Origin of the sequence: Succinatimonas hippei YIT 12066, from assembly GCF_000188195.1 — a bacterium.
GTDB lineage: Bacteria > Pseudomonadota > Gammaproteobacteria > Enterobacterales > Succinivibrionaceae > Succinatimonas > Succinatimonas hippei.
Map to the genome: position 1 here is coordinate 1 of NZ_GL831058.1, position 19,834 is coordinate 19,834.

The 19,834-nt window shown below is 43.1% G+C and carries 16 protein-coding genes and 4 tRNA genes; 3 read left to right on the top strand and 17 right to left on the bottom strand.

What is annotated here, in order from left to right; translation table 11 throughout:
- Nucleotides 1-115: 115 nt before the first annotated feature.
- Genes HMPREF9444_RS08395 through HMPREF9444_RS08415 form a run of 5 tightly spaced genes read right to left on the bottom strand, consistent with a single transcriptional unit; the run spans nt 116 to nt 5,693 of the window.
- The gene (locus HMPREF9444_RS08395) at nt 116-1,693 is read right to left on the bottom strand and encodes a permease (protein WP_009143989.1); all 1,578 of its coding nucleotides are present in this window, start codon (nt 1,691-1,693) and stop codon (nt 116-118) included.
- A gap of 12 nt (nt 1,694-1,705) precedes the next feature.
- Nucleotides 1,706-2,086, bottom strand: coding sequence for an allophanate hydrolase-related protein (locus HMPREF9444_RS08400; protein WP_198002777.1), 381 nt, complete (start codon nt 2,084-2,086; stop codon nt 1,706-1,708).
- A gap of 45 nt (nt 2,087-2,131) precedes the next feature.
- Nucleotides 2,132-3,523, bottom strand: a complete 1,392-nt coding sequence (locus HMPREF9444_RS08405; protein WP_040909453.1) for a YlbE family protein — start codon at nt 3,521-3,523, stop codon at nt 2,132-2,134.
- A 13-nt stretch (nt 3,524-3,536) separates the two neighbouring features.
- Nucleotides 3,537-5,024 (bottom strand): acyl-CoA synthetase FdrA, encoded by a 1,488-nt coding sequence (gene fdrA, locus HMPREF9444_RS08410; protein ID WP_009143992.1) that lies wholly within the window; start codon nt 5,022-5,024, stop codon nt 3,537-3,539.
- Between the two features lie 3 nt (nt 5,025-5,027).
- A complete protein-coding gene (locus HMPREF9444_RS08415; RefSeq protein WP_009143993.1) occupies nt 5,028-5,693 on the bottom strand; it encodes a cysteine hydrolase family protein in 666 nt (221 codons plus the stop codon).
- A 265-nt stretch (nt 5,694-5,958) separates the two neighbouring features.
- On the opposite strand from HMPREF9444_RS08415, the gene HMPREF9444_RS08420 reads away from it, so the two are divergent.
- Entirely contained in the window at nt 5,959-6,813 is an 855-nt protein-coding gene (locus HMPREF9444_RS08420; protein WP_040909454.1) for an oxamate carbamoyltransferase subunit AllH family protein, read from the top strand.
- Here the strand turns inward: HMPREF9444_RS08420 and ispH are convergent.
- The 12 genes from ispH to HMPREF9444_RS08480 all read right to left on the bottom strand — a co-directional run bounded on the left by ispH (nt 6,810) and on the right by HMPREF9444_RS08480 (nt 17,862).
- Nucleotides 6,810-7,742, bottom strand: a complete 933-nt coding sequence (gene ispH / locus HMPREF9444_RS08425; RefSeq protein ID WP_009143995.1) for a 4-hydroxy-3-methylbut-2-enyl diphosphate reductase — start codon at nt 7,740-7,742, stop codon at nt 6,810-6,812. The two genes, HMPREF9444_RS08420 and ispH, sit on opposite strands and share 4 nt — an antisense overlap.
- Entirely contained in the window at nt 7,739-8,257 is a 519-nt protein-coding gene (gene lspA, locus HMPREF9444_RS08430; RefSeq protein ID WP_009143996.1) for a signal peptidase II, read from the bottom strand. The genes ispH and lspA overlap by 4 nt, the downstream gene beginning before the upstream one ends.
- Nucleotides 8,257-11,076 (bottom strand): isoleucine--tRNA ligase, encoded by a 2,820-nt coding sequence (ileS, locus tag HMPREF9444_RS08435; RefSeq protein ID WP_009143997.1) that lies wholly within the window; start codon nt 11,074-11,076, stop codon nt 8,257-8,259. Before ileS ends, lspA begins: the two co-directional genes overlap by 1 nt.
- Before the next feature lie 8 nt (nt 11,077-11,084).
- On the bottom strand, nt 11,085-12,041 hold the full coding sequence (ribF, locus tag HMPREF9444_RS08440) for a bifunctional riboflavin kinase/FAD synthetase (protein WP_009143998.1): 957 nt from the start codon (nt 12,039-12,041) through the stop codon (nt 11,085-11,087).
- Between the two features lie 174 nt (nt 12,042-12,215).
- Entirely contained in the window at nt 12,216-12,575 is a 360-nt protein-coding gene (gene rbfA, locus HMPREF9444_RS08445) for a 30S ribosome-binding factor RbfA (RefSeq protein ID WP_009143999.1), read from the bottom strand.
- A gap of 8 nt (nt 12,576-12,583) precedes the next feature.
- The gene (infB, locus tag HMPREF9444_RS08450) at nt 12,584-15,172 is read right to left on the bottom strand and encodes a translation initiation factor IF-2 (RefSeq protein WP_009144000.1); all 2,589 of its coding nucleotides are present in this window, start codon (nt 15,170-15,172) and stop codon (nt 12,584-12,586) included.
- A 14-nt stretch (nt 15,173-15,186) separates the two neighbouring features.
- On the bottom strand, nt 15,187-16,668 hold the full coding sequence (gene nusA / locus HMPREF9444_RS08455) for a transcription termination factor NusA (RefSeq protein ID WP_009144001.1): 1,482 nt from the start codon (nt 16,666-16,668) through the stop codon (nt 15,187-15,189).
- A gap of 23 nt (nt 16,669-16,691) precedes the next feature.
- The gene (locus HMPREF9444_RS08460) at nt 16,692-17,180 is read right to left on the bottom strand and encodes a ribosome maturation factor RimP (RefSeq protein ID WP_040909455.1); all 489 of its coding nucleotides are present in this window, start codon (nt 17,178-17,180) and stop codon (nt 16,692-16,694) included.
- Between the two features lie 296 nt (nt 17,181-17,476).
- A tRNA-Leu gene (locus HMPREF9444_RS08465) sits at nt 17,477-17,560 on the bottom strand.
- A gap of 26 nt (nt 17,561-17,586) precedes the next feature.
- Nucleotides 17,587-17,662, bottom strand: a tRNA-His gene (locus tag HMPREF9444_RS08470).
- Nucleotides 17,663-17,696: 34 nt separating this feature from the next.
- A tRNA-Arg gene (locus HMPREF9444_RS08475) sits at nt 17,697-17,773 on the bottom strand.
- Nucleotides 17,774-17,785: 12 nt separating this feature from the next.
- A tRNA-Pro gene (locus tag HMPREF9444_RS08480) sits at nt 17,786-17,862 on the bottom strand.
- A 218-nt stretch (nt 17,863-18,080) separates the two neighbouring features.
- On the opposite strand from HMPREF9444_RS08480, the gene HMPREF9444_RS08485 reads away from it, so the two are divergent.
- Both HMPREF9444_RS08485 and folD read left to right on the top strand, forming a co-directional pair.
- Nucleotides 18,081-18,908, top strand: coding sequence for a sulfite exporter TauE/SafE family protein (locus tag HMPREF9444_RS08485; RefSeq protein ID WP_009144004.1), 828 nt, complete (start codon nt 18,081-18,083; stop codon nt 18,906-18,908).
- A gap of 36 nt (nt 18,909-18,944) precedes the next feature.
- Nucleotides 18,945-19,811 carry a bifunctional methylenetetrahydrofolate dehydrogenase/methenyltetrahydrofolate cyclohydrolase FolD gene (gene folD / locus HMPREF9444_RS08490; RefSeq protein WP_009144005.1) on the top strand — a complete coding sequence of 289 codons (867 nt, stop codon included), beginning with the start codon at nt 18,945-18,947 and terminating at the stop codon, nt 19,809-19,811.
- Nucleotides 19,812-19,834: the final 23 nt, after the last annotated feature.

A 19,834-nucleotide genomic window follows, 5' to 3' on the forward strand; every position in this document is an offset into this window, starting at 1 on the left:
TTATTCGGCAACATATTGACCGGCAGAAAACACCGGATTAAAAACTGAGCTTCTCCTCGCGGCTATATCCCCGCCCTGAAGGACGGGGTTTAGCCGCTGATCTTTTTTTGATAAATTAATTTTCTTCCTCACTCACCGGAGCCCAGGACAACGGACGTTCTTTAGACTCTTTTATTGCCATAAGGATAAATACAACCGCACTTAATGCATAGCCGAAACTTACGGCCGGTGAGGCATTAAAAGCAAGTGAAGTTCCGTGAATGAAGCCGAAGAATGACAAAACACATCCTGCCACAGCATAAACCGCCGCCCAATGGAAAGCTCTTTCAATTATGAACACGGCAATAGCAGCCAAAATCATACCGGCTAAGATACCGCCTCCTCCCGCCGACACTATGCCGTTATACAGTACACCGCCTGAATTCATGCTGGCAATAATCTCATCAGGGATTGACACGGTATTTACCGCCGCAGCGCTTAAAGCTCCATCAACCTGAGTCTTAAGCCACTCGGCAACATTCGGAATCAAAGCCAAAATAATGGCCGGAGCATGACGTTTTGGCGATACCTGAAAAGCCTGCGCCCCGATAACCAAACCGATAAACAGCAAAATCGGAATAATGGCAACCAGCGGAATCACCGACAATAGCAATGAAGTAAGACCGAAGAAACACAAAATGGCCATTACTATGCCAGTGACCATGGAATAACCGATACGTCCGCCCATAGCCTTCCATCCCGGATGTCCGATGTAAACAGCCGGAGGGAAAGGAGAGCCTAAAAATCCGCCTAAAATAGCACCGATACCGTCTGCCGCCATAATAAAACGCAAATTGTATTTATCACCTGCAGCATTTGCCGACTCGACATTATTTAAAATCTCAGTAAAGTTTAAAATGCCAAGAGGAATAGCCGAAACTAAAAGGGGCCATACGAGCTCAGAAGGTACACTTAGTACATCAAAAGAAAATGACGGAAAATAAAAAGCAAAATTACTAAGCGATGCAGTTACCTGCCCAGGATCCATAATATTGCTAAAACCTAAGAAAGTAGCACCCCAGGCAAGAAACGAACCTACAATAACTACCCCAAGACCGCCCGGGATATTAAACGGCAGCCGTACTCCGCCGACCCAGTTTAACAAAATGATCATAAAACAAATGATGCCGATCCAAGCTGCTTCATAAATTTGAAACACAGGACGCATCGCAATATATGTCAAAGCTACTCCGGCAAGCGAACCGAGCATTGCAGCACGCGGAGTATATTTTCTTATAGTAGGTCCGATTAAAACGCCTAAAAGAACGATTAAACCTATAAGAACACACCAGATAAGGCCGAGCTTCCAGGCTAAAACCCAATCTTTATACAGCAAAACCGTAGGCAGCATTACCACGAAGACCACGATAAACATGTGCGGTACCGACGGCCCGTACGGAAGTGCGGTAACATCACTTCTTCCTTCTTTTTTAGCAAGTTTGTAGGCCATAAAAGCGTAGATGATATTGCCAAACGGCAAGGCAATTCCCAATGCCGGCAGTACGCGGCCGAATACCGTTTCAGAAGGGATCTGAACTACATAAAGGCACAATCCGGTAAGAACGATAGTGTTTAACAGTACGTTGGTGAACAGACCGAAAAACGCATTAAGGTCGCCAGACACCCACAATTTTATCTTTTGATTCTCTGACATATAAATCTCCTTTTAGGCTTTGCTTGCAATATAGCTGCGCCACCCCTGAAATTGAGAAATATCCTTCATTCCTTCAACAACCCAAGGTTCGGCAATAACACCTAAAACATAAGATCCGTCTTTAAGCTGGACTTTGCCGATGCTAAGCCCCGGCGGCTCTTTTTTCAAAATATCCGCAAGCCCCGCTTCCGGGACCTCCCACACTTCAAGATGCACGCTTACGCCGCCTTCTTTTACTTTAAGCATAGCAGGATTATTGTCATTTACCGACCATAAGCGATAACACGGTGCAGTAGCGTCTTCTTTTACAAATTCCGCTCCCGCATCCTCCATGTTTTTGCACAGTTCAAGACCGCGCATCAATGTTCCGTTAACTGCTAAAAGTACGCTCATAAACATCCCCTTAAAAAACTTCTTAATCCACTTTTACTGAAGTAGCTATAAAACATCTGCTGCCAAAAATCTTAAAGCTTTGACAAAGCATTCTTCAGGCGCATTGGTAATTCCGGCTCCAATTTGTCCGATGCCAGCCTGTCGGTGCGCTATTCCAGTATTGATAATCGGCAGGATATGGCGATCAAGTACCTTAAGTACATCAATTCCGCAAGCCGTTCCGTCAAAATCAAGTGCCGGCAGACAAAAAGAAGGATGACGGCCTAAAGTTATTTCGCGCATTCTAAGAGAGTTGTTTAAAGCATCTTGGGAAGATCCTCCGACAAATTTAACTATGGCAGGAGAAGCTGCCATAGCAAAACCGCCGATGCCTGCCGTTTCGGTTATGGCACTATCACCCAGATCGGGATTTGCATCCTTATCTCCATAACCGGGGAAATAAAGACCTTTTATAAATAAAGAAGGAGCTTCAAACCATGTGTCGCCGGCACCGGAAATCCTAATACCGAAATTAACGCCGTTACGCGCCATAGCCACGACCATTGAACTGTATTTAACTCCTGAAGCGGCATCAAGCATGCACTTGCAGGCGGCCATGGATAAATTTAAAAAGAAATGATCGTTTGAAGCAATAAAGCGCAGAGCCTCGGCTCCGCCGTCAATTCCGGCAAGAACGGGGGAGAGTATCTTTATAAGCTGACCGGTACTTGCGCTGTTGCGGTTATGACACTCATCTCCCATCTGAAGACCCTGGGATATAAGCGGCTTAATTTCAATCGGTCCTAAAATTTCAAGAGCTTTGGCAAGAACCGGAGCTAATTTTTCCTGCATAAACTTAAGGCGGCTTAAAACTTCGTCTCCGTTTGCACCAAAGCGTAAAACTTTACCCAGGCCCTCATTTAAATTTGAATAGGCCTCGTTGCCGTCAACAGTGTTTTTTACTACGAAAACCGGCATGCTCGGACTGATAACGCCCGCCATCGGACCCACGGCATGGTGATGATGACAAGGAGACAGTTCCACCTGACCGCTTCTGACTAAATTTTGTGCAGACTCAATATCATCGGCCCAGCCCTCGTAGACAATTGCTCCGCATACAGCACCCTGCATCGGACCGCACATATTCTCATATGCAATAGGAGGACCGGAATGTAAAAGCTTGCGGCCCTTAAAATCCGGAATTACCTCACGCGCAGAACAAATTTTAGTAAGAACAGGCTGCGCATTTAAATATTTACCAACTGCAATCTCGTTGGCTTTAACGATTTTCTCATTGTTAAAAAGCCTTGCAAGCAGCATCGCGTCTTTAGGATCGGCAAAACACGGCGGCTGCCATTCAAGATTTACGACCTCATCGCTAAAAGTACGCAAATTATCTGAAAAACTTTTTACACCCAATGTTACCGTGCTTAATTTTTTCTTAAAAATATCATTCATAACTTTAACATCCTCACAGTAAAGCAAGAGCTGCAAGAGTTGCATCATAATTACTGTCAGCTACCGTAACCCCCAGTGCTTTAAGCTCGTTTACCGTATTTTTAAGCGATTGAGGATCTTCATCAGTACCGCACACATGGCAGACAAAATTCAAATCAGAACGCTTGTTTAATTTTATAAGCTTCTTTAACCCCTCAAGCGGCGTAAGACTTGAGCCGTAACCTAAAACCACGTCAAATAAAATTATCTTAACATGCGGATCCTGCATGCTTTTGGCAAAAAACTCATCGCGAAGACTAGGATCAATCATAGGGTGAGGTCTGCCGTTAGTAAACTCATCATCACCCATATCAACAAACACATTGCCGGGACCTTCATATTTCAAAGATTTTGCTCCTTGAACAGGAACGTTTGATTTAACATTAAATCCGCATTCAAGAGCCAAACTCTGAGCTTCTGCACAGAAAGTTCCGCCACAGAAAATCGCACACAATGCGTTATTACTCTCATTGCTTTTGGCTTTTGGCAAAACCTCATCTTTGCTCAAAGACAAACTTCCGCCCTCAAGCAAAGCGCAAGCGATTTTTGCGCATTCAATTAATGATGAGGCATAAGTAATATTGCCGTCTTGGCTTTTAGGATTTTTATCACCGACAAAATGGACTACAACAGGTTTTTTAATTGATTTTAATTTAGCTATTATTTTTTCTTTAACCGAAGATGCCGGAGGTTTACTGATTACTCCGATAACTTTAGTACTGTCATCTCGGGCAAGCAGATCTAACGCGTACATGGTCATAAGTCCGCCGATTTTTTCATGCAGATCACGCCCGCCGGTACCTATAACCTGACACAGCCCTCCCCCTAAATTGGAAATAGCGCAAGAGACTTCCTGAAGTCCGGTTCCCGAAGCCCCGACAAGGCCGATGCTGCCTTTTTTCAGCACGTTGGCAAAACCTAAAGGCATTCCGTTTATCACAGCTGTTCCGCAGTCAGGTCCCATCATGAGCAAATCGCGTTTTACTGCCTCTTCCTTTAACATAAGCTCATCATCCTCGCTTACATTATCAGAAAAGAGCATAACGTTAAGACCTGCTTTAAGTGCTTTTAAAGCCTCAGCCGCCGCATAAGCACCGGGCACCGAAATTAAGGCAAAATTAAGATCCACAACCCGTTCTTTTGTCTGTAAGATACTGACGGTTTTCTGTTCTTTAACTTCGCTCTTACGCTCTTCTTTTGCATTTAATGCCTTTTCAATAAGATTAAATACCTTTAAAGCTTCATCTGCATCTGCAGCTTCAAAAACTGCCATTAAATCATTCGGACTTGGTTTTGCGTCAATATTAAGACCCAATATCTGCGCTCTTTGCAAGTTAGCCTTAGTCTGCATGGCTACCGACAATTTTTCGATACCGGTGGTTGACGATATGCTTGCAGTAAGCTGCATCAAACTTACCGAATCTTTATAAAGATTTTTAAAACTTTTAAAAAATACCGGCATGTTTTATTCCTCAAGTGCACTTATCACAGATTTAGAATCGGAAACCCAACCTACTATCGCGCCTTGAGCGGCAATCATATTTAATGCTGCTTCATGAAATTCAGGAAAATAAGAAGCACAGCAATCTTCGGGAATAACCAATTCAAAACCTCGATCATTGGCTGCACGCGAAGTAGTCTGCACGCATACTTCAGTGGTAACACCGCAAATAATCAGACTCTTAATGCCGCGATTTAACAAAATTTGATATAGATCAGTTGCAAAAAACGCGTCCTTACCGGGCTTATCAATTACTACTTCGCCCTCTTTAGGATAAAGTTCGGGAATAATATCGTGACCGTATTCACCACGAACCAAAATTCTACCCATGGGCCCGTCAGTACCGATAAAGGTCTTACCTCCGCGAGTAAGCTTTGCTTTAGGGCAATCAGTCAAATCAGGACGATGTCCTTCACGAGTATGAATAATCAGCATATGTTGAGATCGACAGCACTCTAAAACTTTAGAAATAGGCTCTATGGCTTTTTGCATCGGACTTACGTCATTCCCCAAAGCCTCACCGAATCCGCCTTTTTGCACAAAGTCTCTTTGCATATCAATAACCATCAGTGCAGTTTTTTCAGGGTCAAAGGTAAAATCAAACGGTCTTGCTTTAATCTGCTTAATCATATTTCATCCCCCATGAGCGAATCTTCAATGAAGTATAAAAGCTAAACGGCAAAAATAAATTGCAATCTTTTGCACAAGATCCTCAAAGTTTTTGAGGTTAAAAAACTATTATTTGTTTTTTCTAGTTATTATTTATCATTTTAAAAAGAAAATTCTGACTGTCGCCTCATCACATTGTGATCGTAGACTTAAATTTTTAATGATTAAAAATTTAACTTTTTTACAAGCTACAGTAAGATGGGATAAATACGTCAGGACAATATTTATGCAGATATGCCGCGATCTTTTTGCTGAACTTTATGCAAAATTAAAAAATACCGATATCCTTTATTTACAGGAACATTCTTTATTTGCGCATGCGATAAATTTAAAATTAAACAACAAACTTATTACTATTCTTAGTGAAGACAAAATTTTATCCCCTTTTTCATTAACCTTGCCCAAGAGTTTTTTTTCACATGTTTCTTCTTTAACTTTCAAAAAAGGCAAAGATCTATCCATAATTATTTATGCACAAAATAATTTGAACACCTACGAGCTAAAACCGCAAGATTGTGTAAATCTTAAACTAAGCATAAATTTACAAAAGAACTTCAATGACGTTTTTCTTAAACTTTTTTTTCTTTTTTTAAATAAAAATAAATGCCAAAACTCATTATTTGAGTTGATTTTCATAAAAAAGGATACTTTTTGTTTAGAAAAATATACAAAGCTAAAATTATGCGCTCTCACAATAGATCAAGATCGCTTAGCTTTTTCAAATGCCTTATGCGATTTTTTAGGACTCGGTCCGGGACTTACTCCGTCCGGTGATGATTTTATTCTCGGCTGGCTCTTTATCTTAAGACTTTATAACGTAAAACATCTGCCTTATATATCTAACGTAATCGCAGATAACTTGTCGCTTACCAACGACATAAGTGCAGCTATGTTGAAAAATGCATTATCGGGCCGATTTAACTTAAATCTGATTAAAACTGCAGAGCTTTTAAAAAAAATAAATCCCGCCTGTTTTGAAGAAAGTATAAGCGGGATTTTTAAGCTTGAAAATTACGGACACTCATCATGGCAAGACTGTCTTTTAGGCGTTTTTACCGCTTTGCATTCAGTCAGAAACTAAACACCCTGCGGCAGAGCAAAAGAACGCTTTACAGGAGCCTCTCCGATTTCCTCTACATCACAATTACTTTTCTCTCTTAAAAACTTTAAAATACCGTCCACGACATATTCAGGAACCGATGCTCCGGCAGTAAGACCTACTGCTTTGATGCCGTCAAACCACTTAGATTGAAGCTCAAGATGATCCTCTACCAAATAAGCCTGAGCTCCGCAACTTGCTGCGACTTCTCGCAGACGATTGGAATTTGATGAGTTTTTAGATCCGGCGACTAAAACTACATCACAAATTTGAGCTAACTTCTTAACTGCTCCCTGACGATGCTGCGTTGCAAAACAAGTGTCGTCAGTCTTAGGTCCTTCAATATGCGGAAAACGTTCTTTTAGCGCAGCTACCGTTTTGGCAGTTTCATCAACCGATAAAGTGGTTTGAGTGGCAAAAATTGCCGCATTGTCTGAAATATTGAGTGCAGCAACATCTTCAGGGGTCAAAATCACGTGAACTTTAGAAGGATCTCCCATATATTGCCCGATAGTACCGGTAACCTCCTGATGCCCCGCATGGCCTATAACTACAGCATCCTTTCCCTCCAATCCGGCACGATTCATCTTACGATGAATACGGCTGACAAGAGGACAAGTTGCGTCAATAATTGTAAGATGACGCTCCTTAGCTTCATTGAAGGTGGCAATACCGACGCCGTGAGCTGAAAAAATTACAACACTGCCATCAGGAATTTCCGACAAAGACTCAACAAAAACGGCCCCTTTATTTTTAAGATCCTGCACCACATGATGGTTATGCACCACCTCATGCAAGACCCATACCTTACCGGCGCCGTAACGCTCCAAAGCAAGGTTTACCACACGAATGGCGCGATCGACTCCGGCACACATACCGCGAGTTTTTGCCAAATAAATTTTAAAACTCATTTTGCGCTCTTATTTTCAGTAGTCTTTTTAGAACCAAAAGACACGATAACTAATAAAAACGCTCCGACGCATACCGCAATATCGGCAACGTTAAAAGCAGGATAAGCTAAAATTCCCGAATCGGTCTTAAGATAAAAAAGCAGAAAATCCACTACATATCCTAAAAACAGACGGTCAATTAAATTGCCAATTGCTCCGCCGATAAATAAGGCATAAGCAAGACATGTCCATTTATGGCTTCTCGGAGTCTTTTTCAAGACATAGATAAAACCGAGGGAAATTACTACGGCAAGAGCTGCAAAAAACCAGCGCTGCCATCCCCCTTTATCTGCAAGGAAACTAAAGGCTGCCCCGAAATTATAAACGTGAACCAAATTAAAAAACGGCAGCACGTTTATGCCTGCAGTACCGTATTCAATCAAGTTCACGCATAAATATTTAGTCACCTGGTCAAGAACAATGACCAGGAGACTTATCCATAAAAAAGGCAAACCTTGAGGTTTAGTTTGCGTCATTAAGCAAAAAGCCTCTTCTCTCCTGAGCCTTTAATATTTTCAATGCAGCGCGGGCATAGTCCAGGGTACTCAGGATCGGCAGAAACTTCAGCTTCATAATGCCAGCAGCGTTCGCACTTGGGTGCAGTCGACTTTTTAACTACAAAAGAGCAATCACAAACATCGGACTTAAATGCGCCCTCAGGAGCTGCTTCCTCATGAATGTCGGCACGGGAAGTAATAAGCACAAAGCGCAGTTCATCACCCAGCATCTTAAGATCGGATGCTAAATCTCCCGTTGCATAAACGCTTAAATCAGCCTCTAAAGATCCGCCGATAACGCCGGATCCACGGGCCTCTTCAATGGCACGGTTAGCTTCAGAGCGGAATTTTAAAATGCGATCCCAATAAGCATGACCGAATTTGGCATTATCATCAAGCTCTTTAAGTCCGTCAAACCAGGTAGCGGTAAATACAAACTCATCACGCTTGCCGGGCATTGCTTCCCAAGCTTCCTGAGCAGTAAACGACAGAACAGGAGCAATCCAGCGGATTAAAGCTTCGGCGATAAGGTACAAAGCGCTCTGGCAGGAACGGCGAGCCAAACTGTCTGCTTTGGCGGTATATTGACGATCTTTGATAATATCAAGATAGAAAGAACCGAGCTCAATTGAGCAGAAGTGCATCAAGTTCTGAACTACCATATGGAAATCATAATTGTCATAATAAGCCCTGATTTCCTTTTGAACCTTTGCTGCCTGTGATACGGCCCACTTATCAAGTTCAATCATCTTGTCAAATTCAACCAGATCTTTTTGCGGATCAAAACCTGACAAATTGGCAAGCAGGAAACGGATAGTATTACGAACGCGGCGATAAGAATCGGATGAACGCTTGAAAATCTCATCGGATACGGCGATCTCACCGGTATAGTCGGTTGATGCGACCCATAAACGCAGAACATCGGCGCCAAGCTTATCCATAACAGACTGCGGAGCGATAACATTACCCAATGATTTTGACATCTTGCGGCCGTTACCGTCAACGGTAAAGCCATGAGTTAAAACCTGACGGTAAGGAGCTTTATCCTTCATGGCAACAGAAAGCATCAAGGATGACATGAACCAGCCGCGATGCTGATCGGATCCTTCAAGATACATATCAGCCGTATGGCCTTTAAACTCAGGGCGCTGATCGACAACGCTAAACTGGGTAGAACCGGAATCAAACCATACATCAAGAGTATTAGGATCTTTATAATATAAAGAAGCTTCTTCAGGTCCGATTAAATCTTCGACCTTAAGATCCCACCAAGCCTGAATACCTTCTTTTTCGACGGCCTTAGCGACTTTCTCAATGATTTCCGGAGTGCGCGGATGGATTTCACCGGTTTCTTTATTAATTAAAATTGCACACGGCATGCCCCAGGTACGCTGACGGGAAATACACCAATCAGTACGTTGGCTGACCATGGCCTCAATACGATTTTGTCCCCAAGACGGGATCCAACGAACGCCTTTGATTTCCTCCAAAGCACGCTTTCTTAAATTATTGCCGTCCATGGTAATAAACCACTGAGCGGTAGCACGGAAAATAACCGGAGTCTTATGACGCCAGCAATGAGGATAGCTGTGAGTTATTTTCTTAGAACAAAGCAAAGCGCCTTTTTCACTTAAAAGCTTAATGACTTCAGGATTTGCCTTGAAAACATTAAGACCTGCAAAGAACTTGGTATCTTTTAAGAAACAGCCGTCAGGCCCCACCGGGTTAAATACCTCAATTCCGTATTTCTGACCTACCACATAGTCATCAAGACCGTGACCAGGTGCAGTATGAACACAGCCGGTACCTGCATCAAGAGTAACGTGGGCGCCTAAAATAGCCGGGACGTCAAAATCATAAAAAGGATGGCTAAAGCGCAATAACTCCAAATCCTTTCCGCGGCATAAAGCTAAGATTTCATAATCTGAAATCTCACAGCGCTGCATGACCGACTCAACTAATTCACGAGCCAAAATCAAACGCTCGGGATTGGTTCCATTAATTTGAACCAAGGCATACTCAAAAGCTTCGTTTAAGCAAATAGCACGATTTGCAGGCAGTGTCCACGGAGTAGTAGTCCAAATTACGCATGAAATAGGACCCTCCCCTTTATCAGTATTAAATACTTTTAAGACTGCACTTTCGTCAACAGCTTTAAATCTAACATCAATAGCATCTGACGTTACATCGTAGTATTCGACTTCAGCTTCAGCCAAGGCAGACTGACAATCAAGACACCAGTACACAGGCTTTGAACCGCGGACAAAATGTCCGTTTTCTATAACCTTGCCTAAAGCACGAATCGTATCAGCTTCAGTCTTGTAATCCATGGTGATATAAGGATGATCCCAATCACCTAATACGCCCAAGCGCTTAAAGTCCTTTTTCTGACCTTCAATCTGCTTATAAGCATATTTACGGCATTCCTTACGGAAAGTTGCCGCATCCACTTTATCTCCCGGTTTTCCAACAAGACCTTCAACCTTAAGCTCAATCGGCAAACCGTGACAATCCCAGCCCGGAATATACGGTGAGTCAAAACCAGACATGGTTTTAGACTTGACGATAATATCTTTTAAAATCTTGTTAATAGAGTGACCTATATGAATACTGCCGTTGGCATATGGAGGGCCGTCATGCAAAATGAACATATCGCGGCCTTCACGCGCTGCGCGGACTTTCTTATATAACTCACGCTCTTCCCAATCTTTAAGCATCTTCGGCTCACGCTTGGCTAAATCGCCACGCATCGGGAAAGAGGTAACCGGAAGATTTAAAGTACTTTTATAATCTGCCATGAATATACCTACTCATTAACAATATTTAAGTTATTATCACTATTTTCCAAAAGAGTCATTGCCGTCTTTCTGTCGGCATGAAGCTGCTCTTTAAGAGAATTTAAATCATCAAATTTTTTCTCGTCTCGGATCTTCTTAACGAAAAAAACTTCAATTTCCTGACCGTATAAATCAGCGTTAAAGTTAAATAAATTCACCTCCAGGAGATTTTTAAGCCTACCTTTTTCAACAGTAGGTCTAATCCCGACATTTGCCATACCTTTAAACATGCCGTACAAGGTTTTAACTTTAACAGCGTAAACGCCGACTAACGGACACACTATTCTGTTTAAATTGATGTTTGCCGTCGGAAAGCCTAAAGTTCTGCCTAAAGCGTTGCCGTGCAGAACTTTACCTGAAATCGAATACGGTCTGCCGATTTCATTTTTTGCAGTAGTAAAATCACCCGACTGTATTAAAGCTCTTATCATAGTGCTTGAAACACGAGTTCCAGACGGAGCCACTCCTGAAATAGCTCCTGCTTCTATACCCGCTTCTTTGGCCAAGGCTTTTAATTCTTCAATTCCAGAAACTCCGCCTTTACCGAAAGTAAAAAGCGAACCGACTGTAATGCTCTTTACACCGAGTTTTTTAACCAGCAAATCAAGCACGAACTCCCTGTCGCTCATCTGACAGAAAGACTTTTTAAAAGGCATACAAAAAACAATATCAACACCTGCTTCTTTAAATGCCTTTAATTTATCGCGAAGAGAGTAAAGTCTTGCAGGTACGGCTTTTGCAAAAAATTCTAAAGGCTGCGGTTCAAAAATCATGACCGCGCTTTTTAAACCGAACTTAAAAGCTTTTTCACGCATAGCGGCAATAACAGCCTGATGGCCTTTATGGAAGCCGTCAAAATTACCGATAGCCAAAGCGACACCGCTTTCAGGACGTTTATAATCGGATAAATGTCGATATAGCTTCATGCGTAAAACCGTTCATCAATTTATTATCAAAATCGTTATTATAACGATTAAAACAAAATATGCCTATCATCTCAGAAGCGCCTTAATAAAAACGCTTCAGGATTAAACATATATGAAGGACAAAGCCTCTTTGGCTTAAACCTCAGAGGCTTTATAAAAGATTAAAACAACGCTTTATTCTTTAGGCCCGAGACCTTTGGCAATTAAGGCATCAAGCTTCATGCTCTCTGACAGCAGGCTGTCAAAGATAAAGTGAATTTCAGGCATATACCTTAGCTTTAAACGTGAAGCCAGTTCAGAACGGATAAATCCTTTTGCTTTATTCAATCCCTCCATAGCTTCTTTTACCGCTTGTTCGTCATTAGTCAAAAATGACACGAAAATACGAGCATCACGCAAATCTGAGTTTACCGATACTTCAGTGACGGTTGCGGATTTTACGCGCGGATCTTTGACTGAATGATGTAAAACATCTGCCGCCTCACGCAATATGGCAGAGGCGACGCGCTCGTTTCTTCCAAAACTTTTCGGCATATACTGTCCTATAAAGAGCGTTTTACTTCGACGTTTTCAAATACTTCAATTTGATCGCCTACGCGCACGTCCTGATAGTTCTTAACGCAAATACCGCACTCGGTTCCTGACTTAACTTCAGAAACATCATCTTTAAAGCGACGCAATGAATCAAGTTCACCTTCAAAGATAACAACGTTATCACGTAATACACGGATAGGAGCAGAGCGCTTAACGAGACCTTCAACCACCATACATCCGGCAATTGCACCGTATTTAGGATGACGGAATACATCACGCACTTCGGCCATGCCGATAATCTCCTGACGAACTTCAGCTTTAAGCATACCGCTCATTGCTTTCTTAACATCATCAAGCAAATCGTAAATAACGCTGTAGTAATGTAAATCAACGCCTTCCGACTCGATGACACGACGGGCAGGACCGTCGGCACGAACGTTAAATCCGACGATAATGGCGTTAGAAGCCGCTGCCAAAGTTGAATCGGTTTCAGTAATGCCGCCGACTCCTGAGCCTACGATATTAACCTTAACTTCATCTGTTGCAAGTTTGTTAAGAGCATCGGAAATAGCCTCAACTGAACCTTGTGTATCGGCTTTGAGTACGACATTAAGTTCAGATGCGGTATTATCCTTGAACATATTCTCAAGCTTGGCTTTCTGCTGCTTGGCAATCTTAAGCTCGCGATATTTGCCCTGACGGAATAAAGCAACCTCACGGGCTTTCTTTTCGTCACGAACAACGGTTACTTCATCACCTGCAACCGGCACGCCCGACAAACCGTAAATTTCAACGGGGATTGACGGACCTGCACTCTCTAAATTCTGTCCTTTTTCATTGCGTAAAGCGCGAACGCGGCCATACTCAAGTCCGCACAAAACGACATCGCCCTTATGCAAAGTACCTTCGCGAACCAAAACGGTAGCAACCGGTCCGCGGCCTTTATCAAGACGAGATTCAATAACGACACCAGCAGCCATACCGTCAGCAACTGCTTTTAATTCAAGCATCTCAGCCTGAAGTAAAATCGCCTCAAGCAAAGAATCAACGCCCATACCGGTCTTTGCCGATACCTCAACAAATTGAGTTTCACCGCCCATACTTTCAGGAATAACTGAATGCTGAATTAACTCATTTATGACGCGAGTAGGATCGGCACCGGGCTTATCCATCTTGTTAATCGCAACTATAAGAGGAACCTTGGCAGCCTGAGCATGCTGAATTGCCTCAACCGTCTGCGGCATAACACCGTCATCAGCAGCTACGACTAATACTACGATATCGGTTACCTGGGCACCGCGCGCACGCATTGCAGTAAAGGCAGCATGACCCGGAGTATCAAGGAAAGTAATACCTGAACCGCGAGTTTTAACGTGATAAGCACCGATACGCTGAGTAATACCGCCGGCTTCGCCGGCTGCAACCTTTGACTTGCGAATATAATCAAGAAGTGAAGTCTTACCGTGGTCAACGTGACCCATGATGGTAACCACAGGAGCACGGGTAACGGCATTTTCCGAAGTCTTGCGTTCTGCAAGAACTTCCTCTTCTATCTCATTTTCGCGGCGCAAAATAACTTTGTGCCCCATTTCTTCAGCTACGATCTGAGCTGTAGCCTGATCGATAACCTGGTTAATAGTTACCATTTCACCGAGCTTCATCAAAGTCTTAATAACTTCTGCGCTCTTAACCGCCATTTTTTGCGCCAGCTCGGCGACCGTAATGGTCTCACCGATTACAACGTCACGTGATACCGGAGCTGCAGGACGATTAAAGCCGTGCTGCTGCTGATTAAGCTTGGCAAGACTCTTTTGACCTTTTCCGCCGCGGCGACTGCTGCGTTTTTGATTAGTATTCTGATTTTCAGTCTCTTCACGCTTTTTTGTGGACTGCCGGCGCTCGTTGTTGCCGCCGCGATGGCGACCGCGATTTTCAGCTTCTCTTTCCTGAATTGCCTCAGCTTCACGTACGTATTTTGAAGTACTGATATCTAAATCGCTTTCAGAAGCTTTACGACGTTCTTCCTCTTCTGCTGCCCAGCGAGCTTCATTTTCTTCAGCCAAACGGCGAGCCTCTTCTGCCTGTCTTGCAGCTTCTTCTTCAATCTTGCGTTTTTGCTGTTCATCCTGCTGACGACGCAAAGCTTCTTCCGCAGCCTTATCTTCAACATTTTCCTTACGGGAAGGCTTATGTTCCTCAACTGCTTTCTTTTCTGAAGCTTTACGTTTAGCCTCTTCGGCCTTACGTTTTTCTTCAGCTGCTTTACGGGCCTCTTCAGCCTTACGCTTTTCTTCAGCTGCTTTACGAGCCTCCTCTGCTTTTCGTGCCTCCTCAGCCTTCTTTGCAGCTTCAGCCTGTCGTTTTTCCTCAGCAATTCTCTTAGCTTCTGCCTGACGGGCTTCCTCGGCTTTACGAGCCTCTTCTGCCTTACGGGCTTCAATCTCTTTAGGATCAATAACTACTTTTTTCTTACGAAACTCAACCTGTACTACTTTGGCACGTCCGGTAGATCCTTGAACGGTTAAAGTACTATGGGTTCTTTTATTTAATGACATACGTTTAGGGGCATTATCATTTTTATTAAATTTATCGTTCATATTATCACTGCCTCCTACTTCTCATCTTTAAACCAGCACTCATTACGTGCTGCCATAATGATTTGACCTGCTTTTTCTTCAGTCATGCCTTCAATATCAAGTAAATCATCAACTGCCTGCTCGGCAAGTTCTTCAGGATCCTTAATTCCGACAGCAACCAACTTCATGGCAAGATCACTATCTATGCCTTCAAGCTTTGTCAAAGACTCGCTTCCTGACTCTTTAAGTTTTTCCTCACGCTCGGCAAGAGCTTTGCGGGCGTTTTCCTGAAGGATGATTGCAGTCTCTCTGTCAATACCTTCGATGGACTCAAACTCCTCAATGGGAACGTATGCAATTTCCTCTAAAGTGGTAAATCCAACGCTTGATAAAGCTTCTGCAAACTCATCGTCAATATTTAAAGCATCAACAAAAGTCTTGATTACTTTTCCTTCCTCAGCCTTAAGCCCTTCTTCCATCTCGCTTTCGGTCATAACCTTAAGGTTCCAGCCTAAAATCTGAGATGCCAGGCGAACGTTCTGACCATTGCGACCGATAGCCAGAGCCAAATTTTCATCAGCTACGGCGACATCGATAGTATGGCTGTCTTCATTAATAATAATCTTGGAAACCTCCGCAGGCTCCATAGCATTATTAACGTATTGGGCTAAGTTCTCATCCCAAAGAACAACATCTATCTTTTCGCCGGCAAGTTCATTTGAAACAGCCATGACGCGAGCACCGCGCATACCTATACATGCTCCGCGAGGATCAATACGGCGATCCTTGCTGCGCACGGAAATTTTTGCACGTGAACCGGGATCACGGGCCACACTCATGATCTCGATAATATCTTCACCTATTTCAGGAACTTCGATTCTGAATAACTCACTTAAAAACTCATTTGCAGTACGTGAGCAAATAATCTGCGGACCTTTACCGTCTGCTCGAATTTCAGAAAGTAAAACCTTGATTCTATCACCGCGGCCGAAAGTCTCATGCGGAATAATCTGATCGCGGCGCAAAACCGCCTCGGCATTATTGCCCAAATCCAAAATAAGAAAATCACGTCCCTGTTTTTTAACAGTAGCATTAACCACATGACCTAAATGCTCGCGCTGCTCGGCAATGATCTGCTCACGCTCGGCATCTTTAACTTTCTGCGACAAAACCTGCTTTGCAGTCTGGATGGTAATGCGATCAAACTTAACAGACGGAATTTCCTCCTCTACAACGTCACCTGCCTGAATACCTTGGTGATCCTCTTTTGCTGCAGCAAGAGAGACCTCGGATGCGGGATTTTCAAGAGGTCCGTCAGTATCAATAACATTCCAGCGGCGATAAGTGCGATAAGAACCGTCTTTTCTGTCAATCGCTACGCGAACGGCAATATCCACAGGATATTTTTTCTTGGTCGCAGTAGCCAAAGCGGTTTCAAGAGCTTCAAAAATCTTGTCTCTCGGAATAGCTCTCTCGTTTGAAAGTGCCTCGGCAATCGCAATGATTTCCTTACCCATTTTTTAAAACACCTCTTAATTTACTACTGCGGCTTTTTGCCGGTCTGTGAAAATTCCGGGACAAGTCGTGCAACGGAAATATTTGAAAAGGCAATTTCCACTTGACCTGAAATTTTGTCATTTATCTTAAGTGAGTTATCCTCGGTTACTTCTTCAAGGACGCCCTCAAATTTACGACGCCCGCCTACCGGAATACGCACTTCAGCTTTAATCTTTTTCCCGATATAAGCTCTTGCCTGATCGAGAGTAAATAAAATTCTGTCAAAACCCGGAGATGAAACTTCAAGAATATATGCAGGAGCAATAATATCTGCAGCATCCAAAGCAGGTGACAGCATATTGGTAATATCTCCACAGGTATCTGCGCTTACTCCGTCTTTTGAATCAATAAAAATCTGCAAAAGAGCGCTGTCGCGTCCGCCTCTGTATCTGACACCCCACAAAATAAGATCGCTGGCTTCAATAAGCGGCCTTACAAGTTCATCAATTTTTTCTTCAATGGTTCCTGCCATTAAAACTCCGTGTTTTACCAAAAAAAAAGCCCCTATCACATGGGGCCTTCTTTATTAAGTTCCACCTGTTTAGATCTCAACAAGGTTACGCCTTGCCAAAACCGCTTTTATCCTTTGATAGGAAAAGCGCTGTATTTATACCAGAAAAATAAGAAAAAAACAAGATAAAAAAGCCATTTGAAGAGCTTAAACTTCAACTACAAACTCTTCGAGATAAAAAATAATCTAACTCATGATGCAAAGATAAAAATTTAAGCTGAAAGCGACAAATTAAAAAATATTAAAGATAATTAAAGTGGTGCGGGAGAAGAGACTCGAACTCTTACACCGAAGGCGCCAGAACCTAAATCTGGTGCGTCTACCAATTTCGCCACTCCCGCAAGAAGTGTAATGGATTTTATTAGGATGGGGTGGCTAGTGGGGCTCGAACCCACGACAACTGGAATCACAATCCAGGACTCTGCCAACTGAGCTACAGCCACCGTAACAGAATTGTAGATGCTAAATTCAAGACACTGGCGTGCCCTGAAGGAGTCGAACCTTCGACCCACAGCTTAGAAGGCTGTTGCTCTATCCAACTGAGCTAAGGGCACTTCTTATTGCCATGGTCGGTGATACAGGACTTGAACCTGTGACCCCTTCGTCCCGAACGAAGTGCGCTACCAGACTGCGCTAATCACCGATGTTTATTAGCAATCAACGGGGGCAAATTCTACAGACCTTTATTTTGCAAGTCAACAATTTTTTTGAACTTTTTTTCTTTACCTTTCCAAATCATCTGCAACATATTGTACAAAAACATTAATTTTCACAGTGAAAAGTACAAAAAAGTATGCCGAAAAAAGATTTTTTAGCTAAAATTTCATGGCTGCGATCACATTATAGAAAAAGGATGCATATATGCTGGGTTTGGATGTAAGTGAATTAATTTTCACCGTAGGCGTCTTAGCTGTCTGCGGTTCAATTGCTGGATTTTTAGCCGGACTTCTCGGTATCGGCGGTGGAGTTATTTTTGTTCCAGCCTTATATTTCGTATTCATAAGCGTACTTAAAGTAGATCCTAATCTTGCCATGGTACTTGCCACTGGTACCTCTTTAATGTGCATGATACCCACATCAATTTCTGCAGCAATTTCCCAGTATCGACGCGGCAATACCGATATGCATGTCATCAAGCGCTGGTCTTTGGGCATGTTATGCGGCGTGGTTGTCGGCTCTGTCATTTCCGCATTTTATGGCGGTCAGTGGCTTGCCATCCTGTTTGGCAGCGTAATGATTTTAAATAGCATCAACACCTTATTCCGCGCCAATGCCAAGCCAGCCTTCAAAACTTTACCGCGGCAATTCTTCCAAAACATAATTGCTTTTTGCATTGCCTGCTTCTCCGTGATGCTCGGAATCGGCGGAGGCACACTGACGGTTCCGATTTTAAATGCCTGCTCGGTAGAACCACACAAAGCCATCGGAACGTCATCTGCCGTTTCTTTGTTCGTCTGCGTACCAGGAGCTATTATTTTAATCCTGTCAGGACATACTCCTCCAAATGCGCCTATTGGTACCTTCGGTTTAGTCAATCTGTTAGGGGCCATTTGCGTTATACCTTTATCCGTACTGGCTGCACCGTACGGAGTGCGTTTTGGTAAAAACATCAAACCTGCAACCTTAAAAAGAATTTTTGCAATAGCGCTTTTTATCGTCAGTGTAAGAATGCTTTTAAGCGCTATATAATACACATGCTTATATCTATTTAGGAGACCAAAGAACATGCCAGCCCAGCTTATTGACGGCAAACAGATTGCTAAAGACCTGCGTTTATCTTTAAAAAAAGATGTTGACGCCAGCATCGCCAACGGCAATAGAAAACCCGGTCTTGCCGTAATATTAGTCGGAAACAATCCGGCTTCTGAGGTCTATGTACGCAATAAGAGAAGAGCCTGCGAAGAAGTGGGTATTGAGTCTTTCCCTTATGATCTTCCTGATACAACAACCCAAGAAGAGCTTGAGCAAATCATTGATGAATGTAACAAAGATGAGCGAATTGACGGGATCCTCGTACAATTTCCGCTTCCTAAGGGTCTTGATGAAAGACGAGTTATTGAAAAGATTTTACCGAGTAAAGATGTAGACGGTTTTCACCCTTATAACGTAGGACGCCTTACCCAGCGTATTCCGGCACTTCGTGCCTGCACCCCTAAAGGCGTCATCACCATGCTAAAAAGCATCAACTGTGAATTAAAAGGAATCAACGCAGTTATCGTCGGGGCTTCAAATATAGTCGGCCGTCCGATGGCGCTTGAACTTTTATATGCAGGAAGTACTGTTACCGTAACCCACCGCTTTACCAAAAACCTCCGCCATTTTGTGGAAGACGCCGATTTATTAATCGTCGCTGTCGGTAAACCTCGCTTTATTCCAGGAGAGTGGATCAAAGAAAATGCCGTAGTTATCGATGTCGGTATTAATCGTCTTGAAGACGGAAAGCTATGCGGAGATGTCGATTTTGAACACGCTAAAGAACGTGCTTCCTATATCACCCCGGTTCCGGGAGGCGTAGGTCCGATGACGGTCGCAACCCTAATGGAAAATACCGTTCAAGCATATTTTGAGCATTTGACATCCACACCGGACTAAAGGCCGATGATTCCTACTGCTAA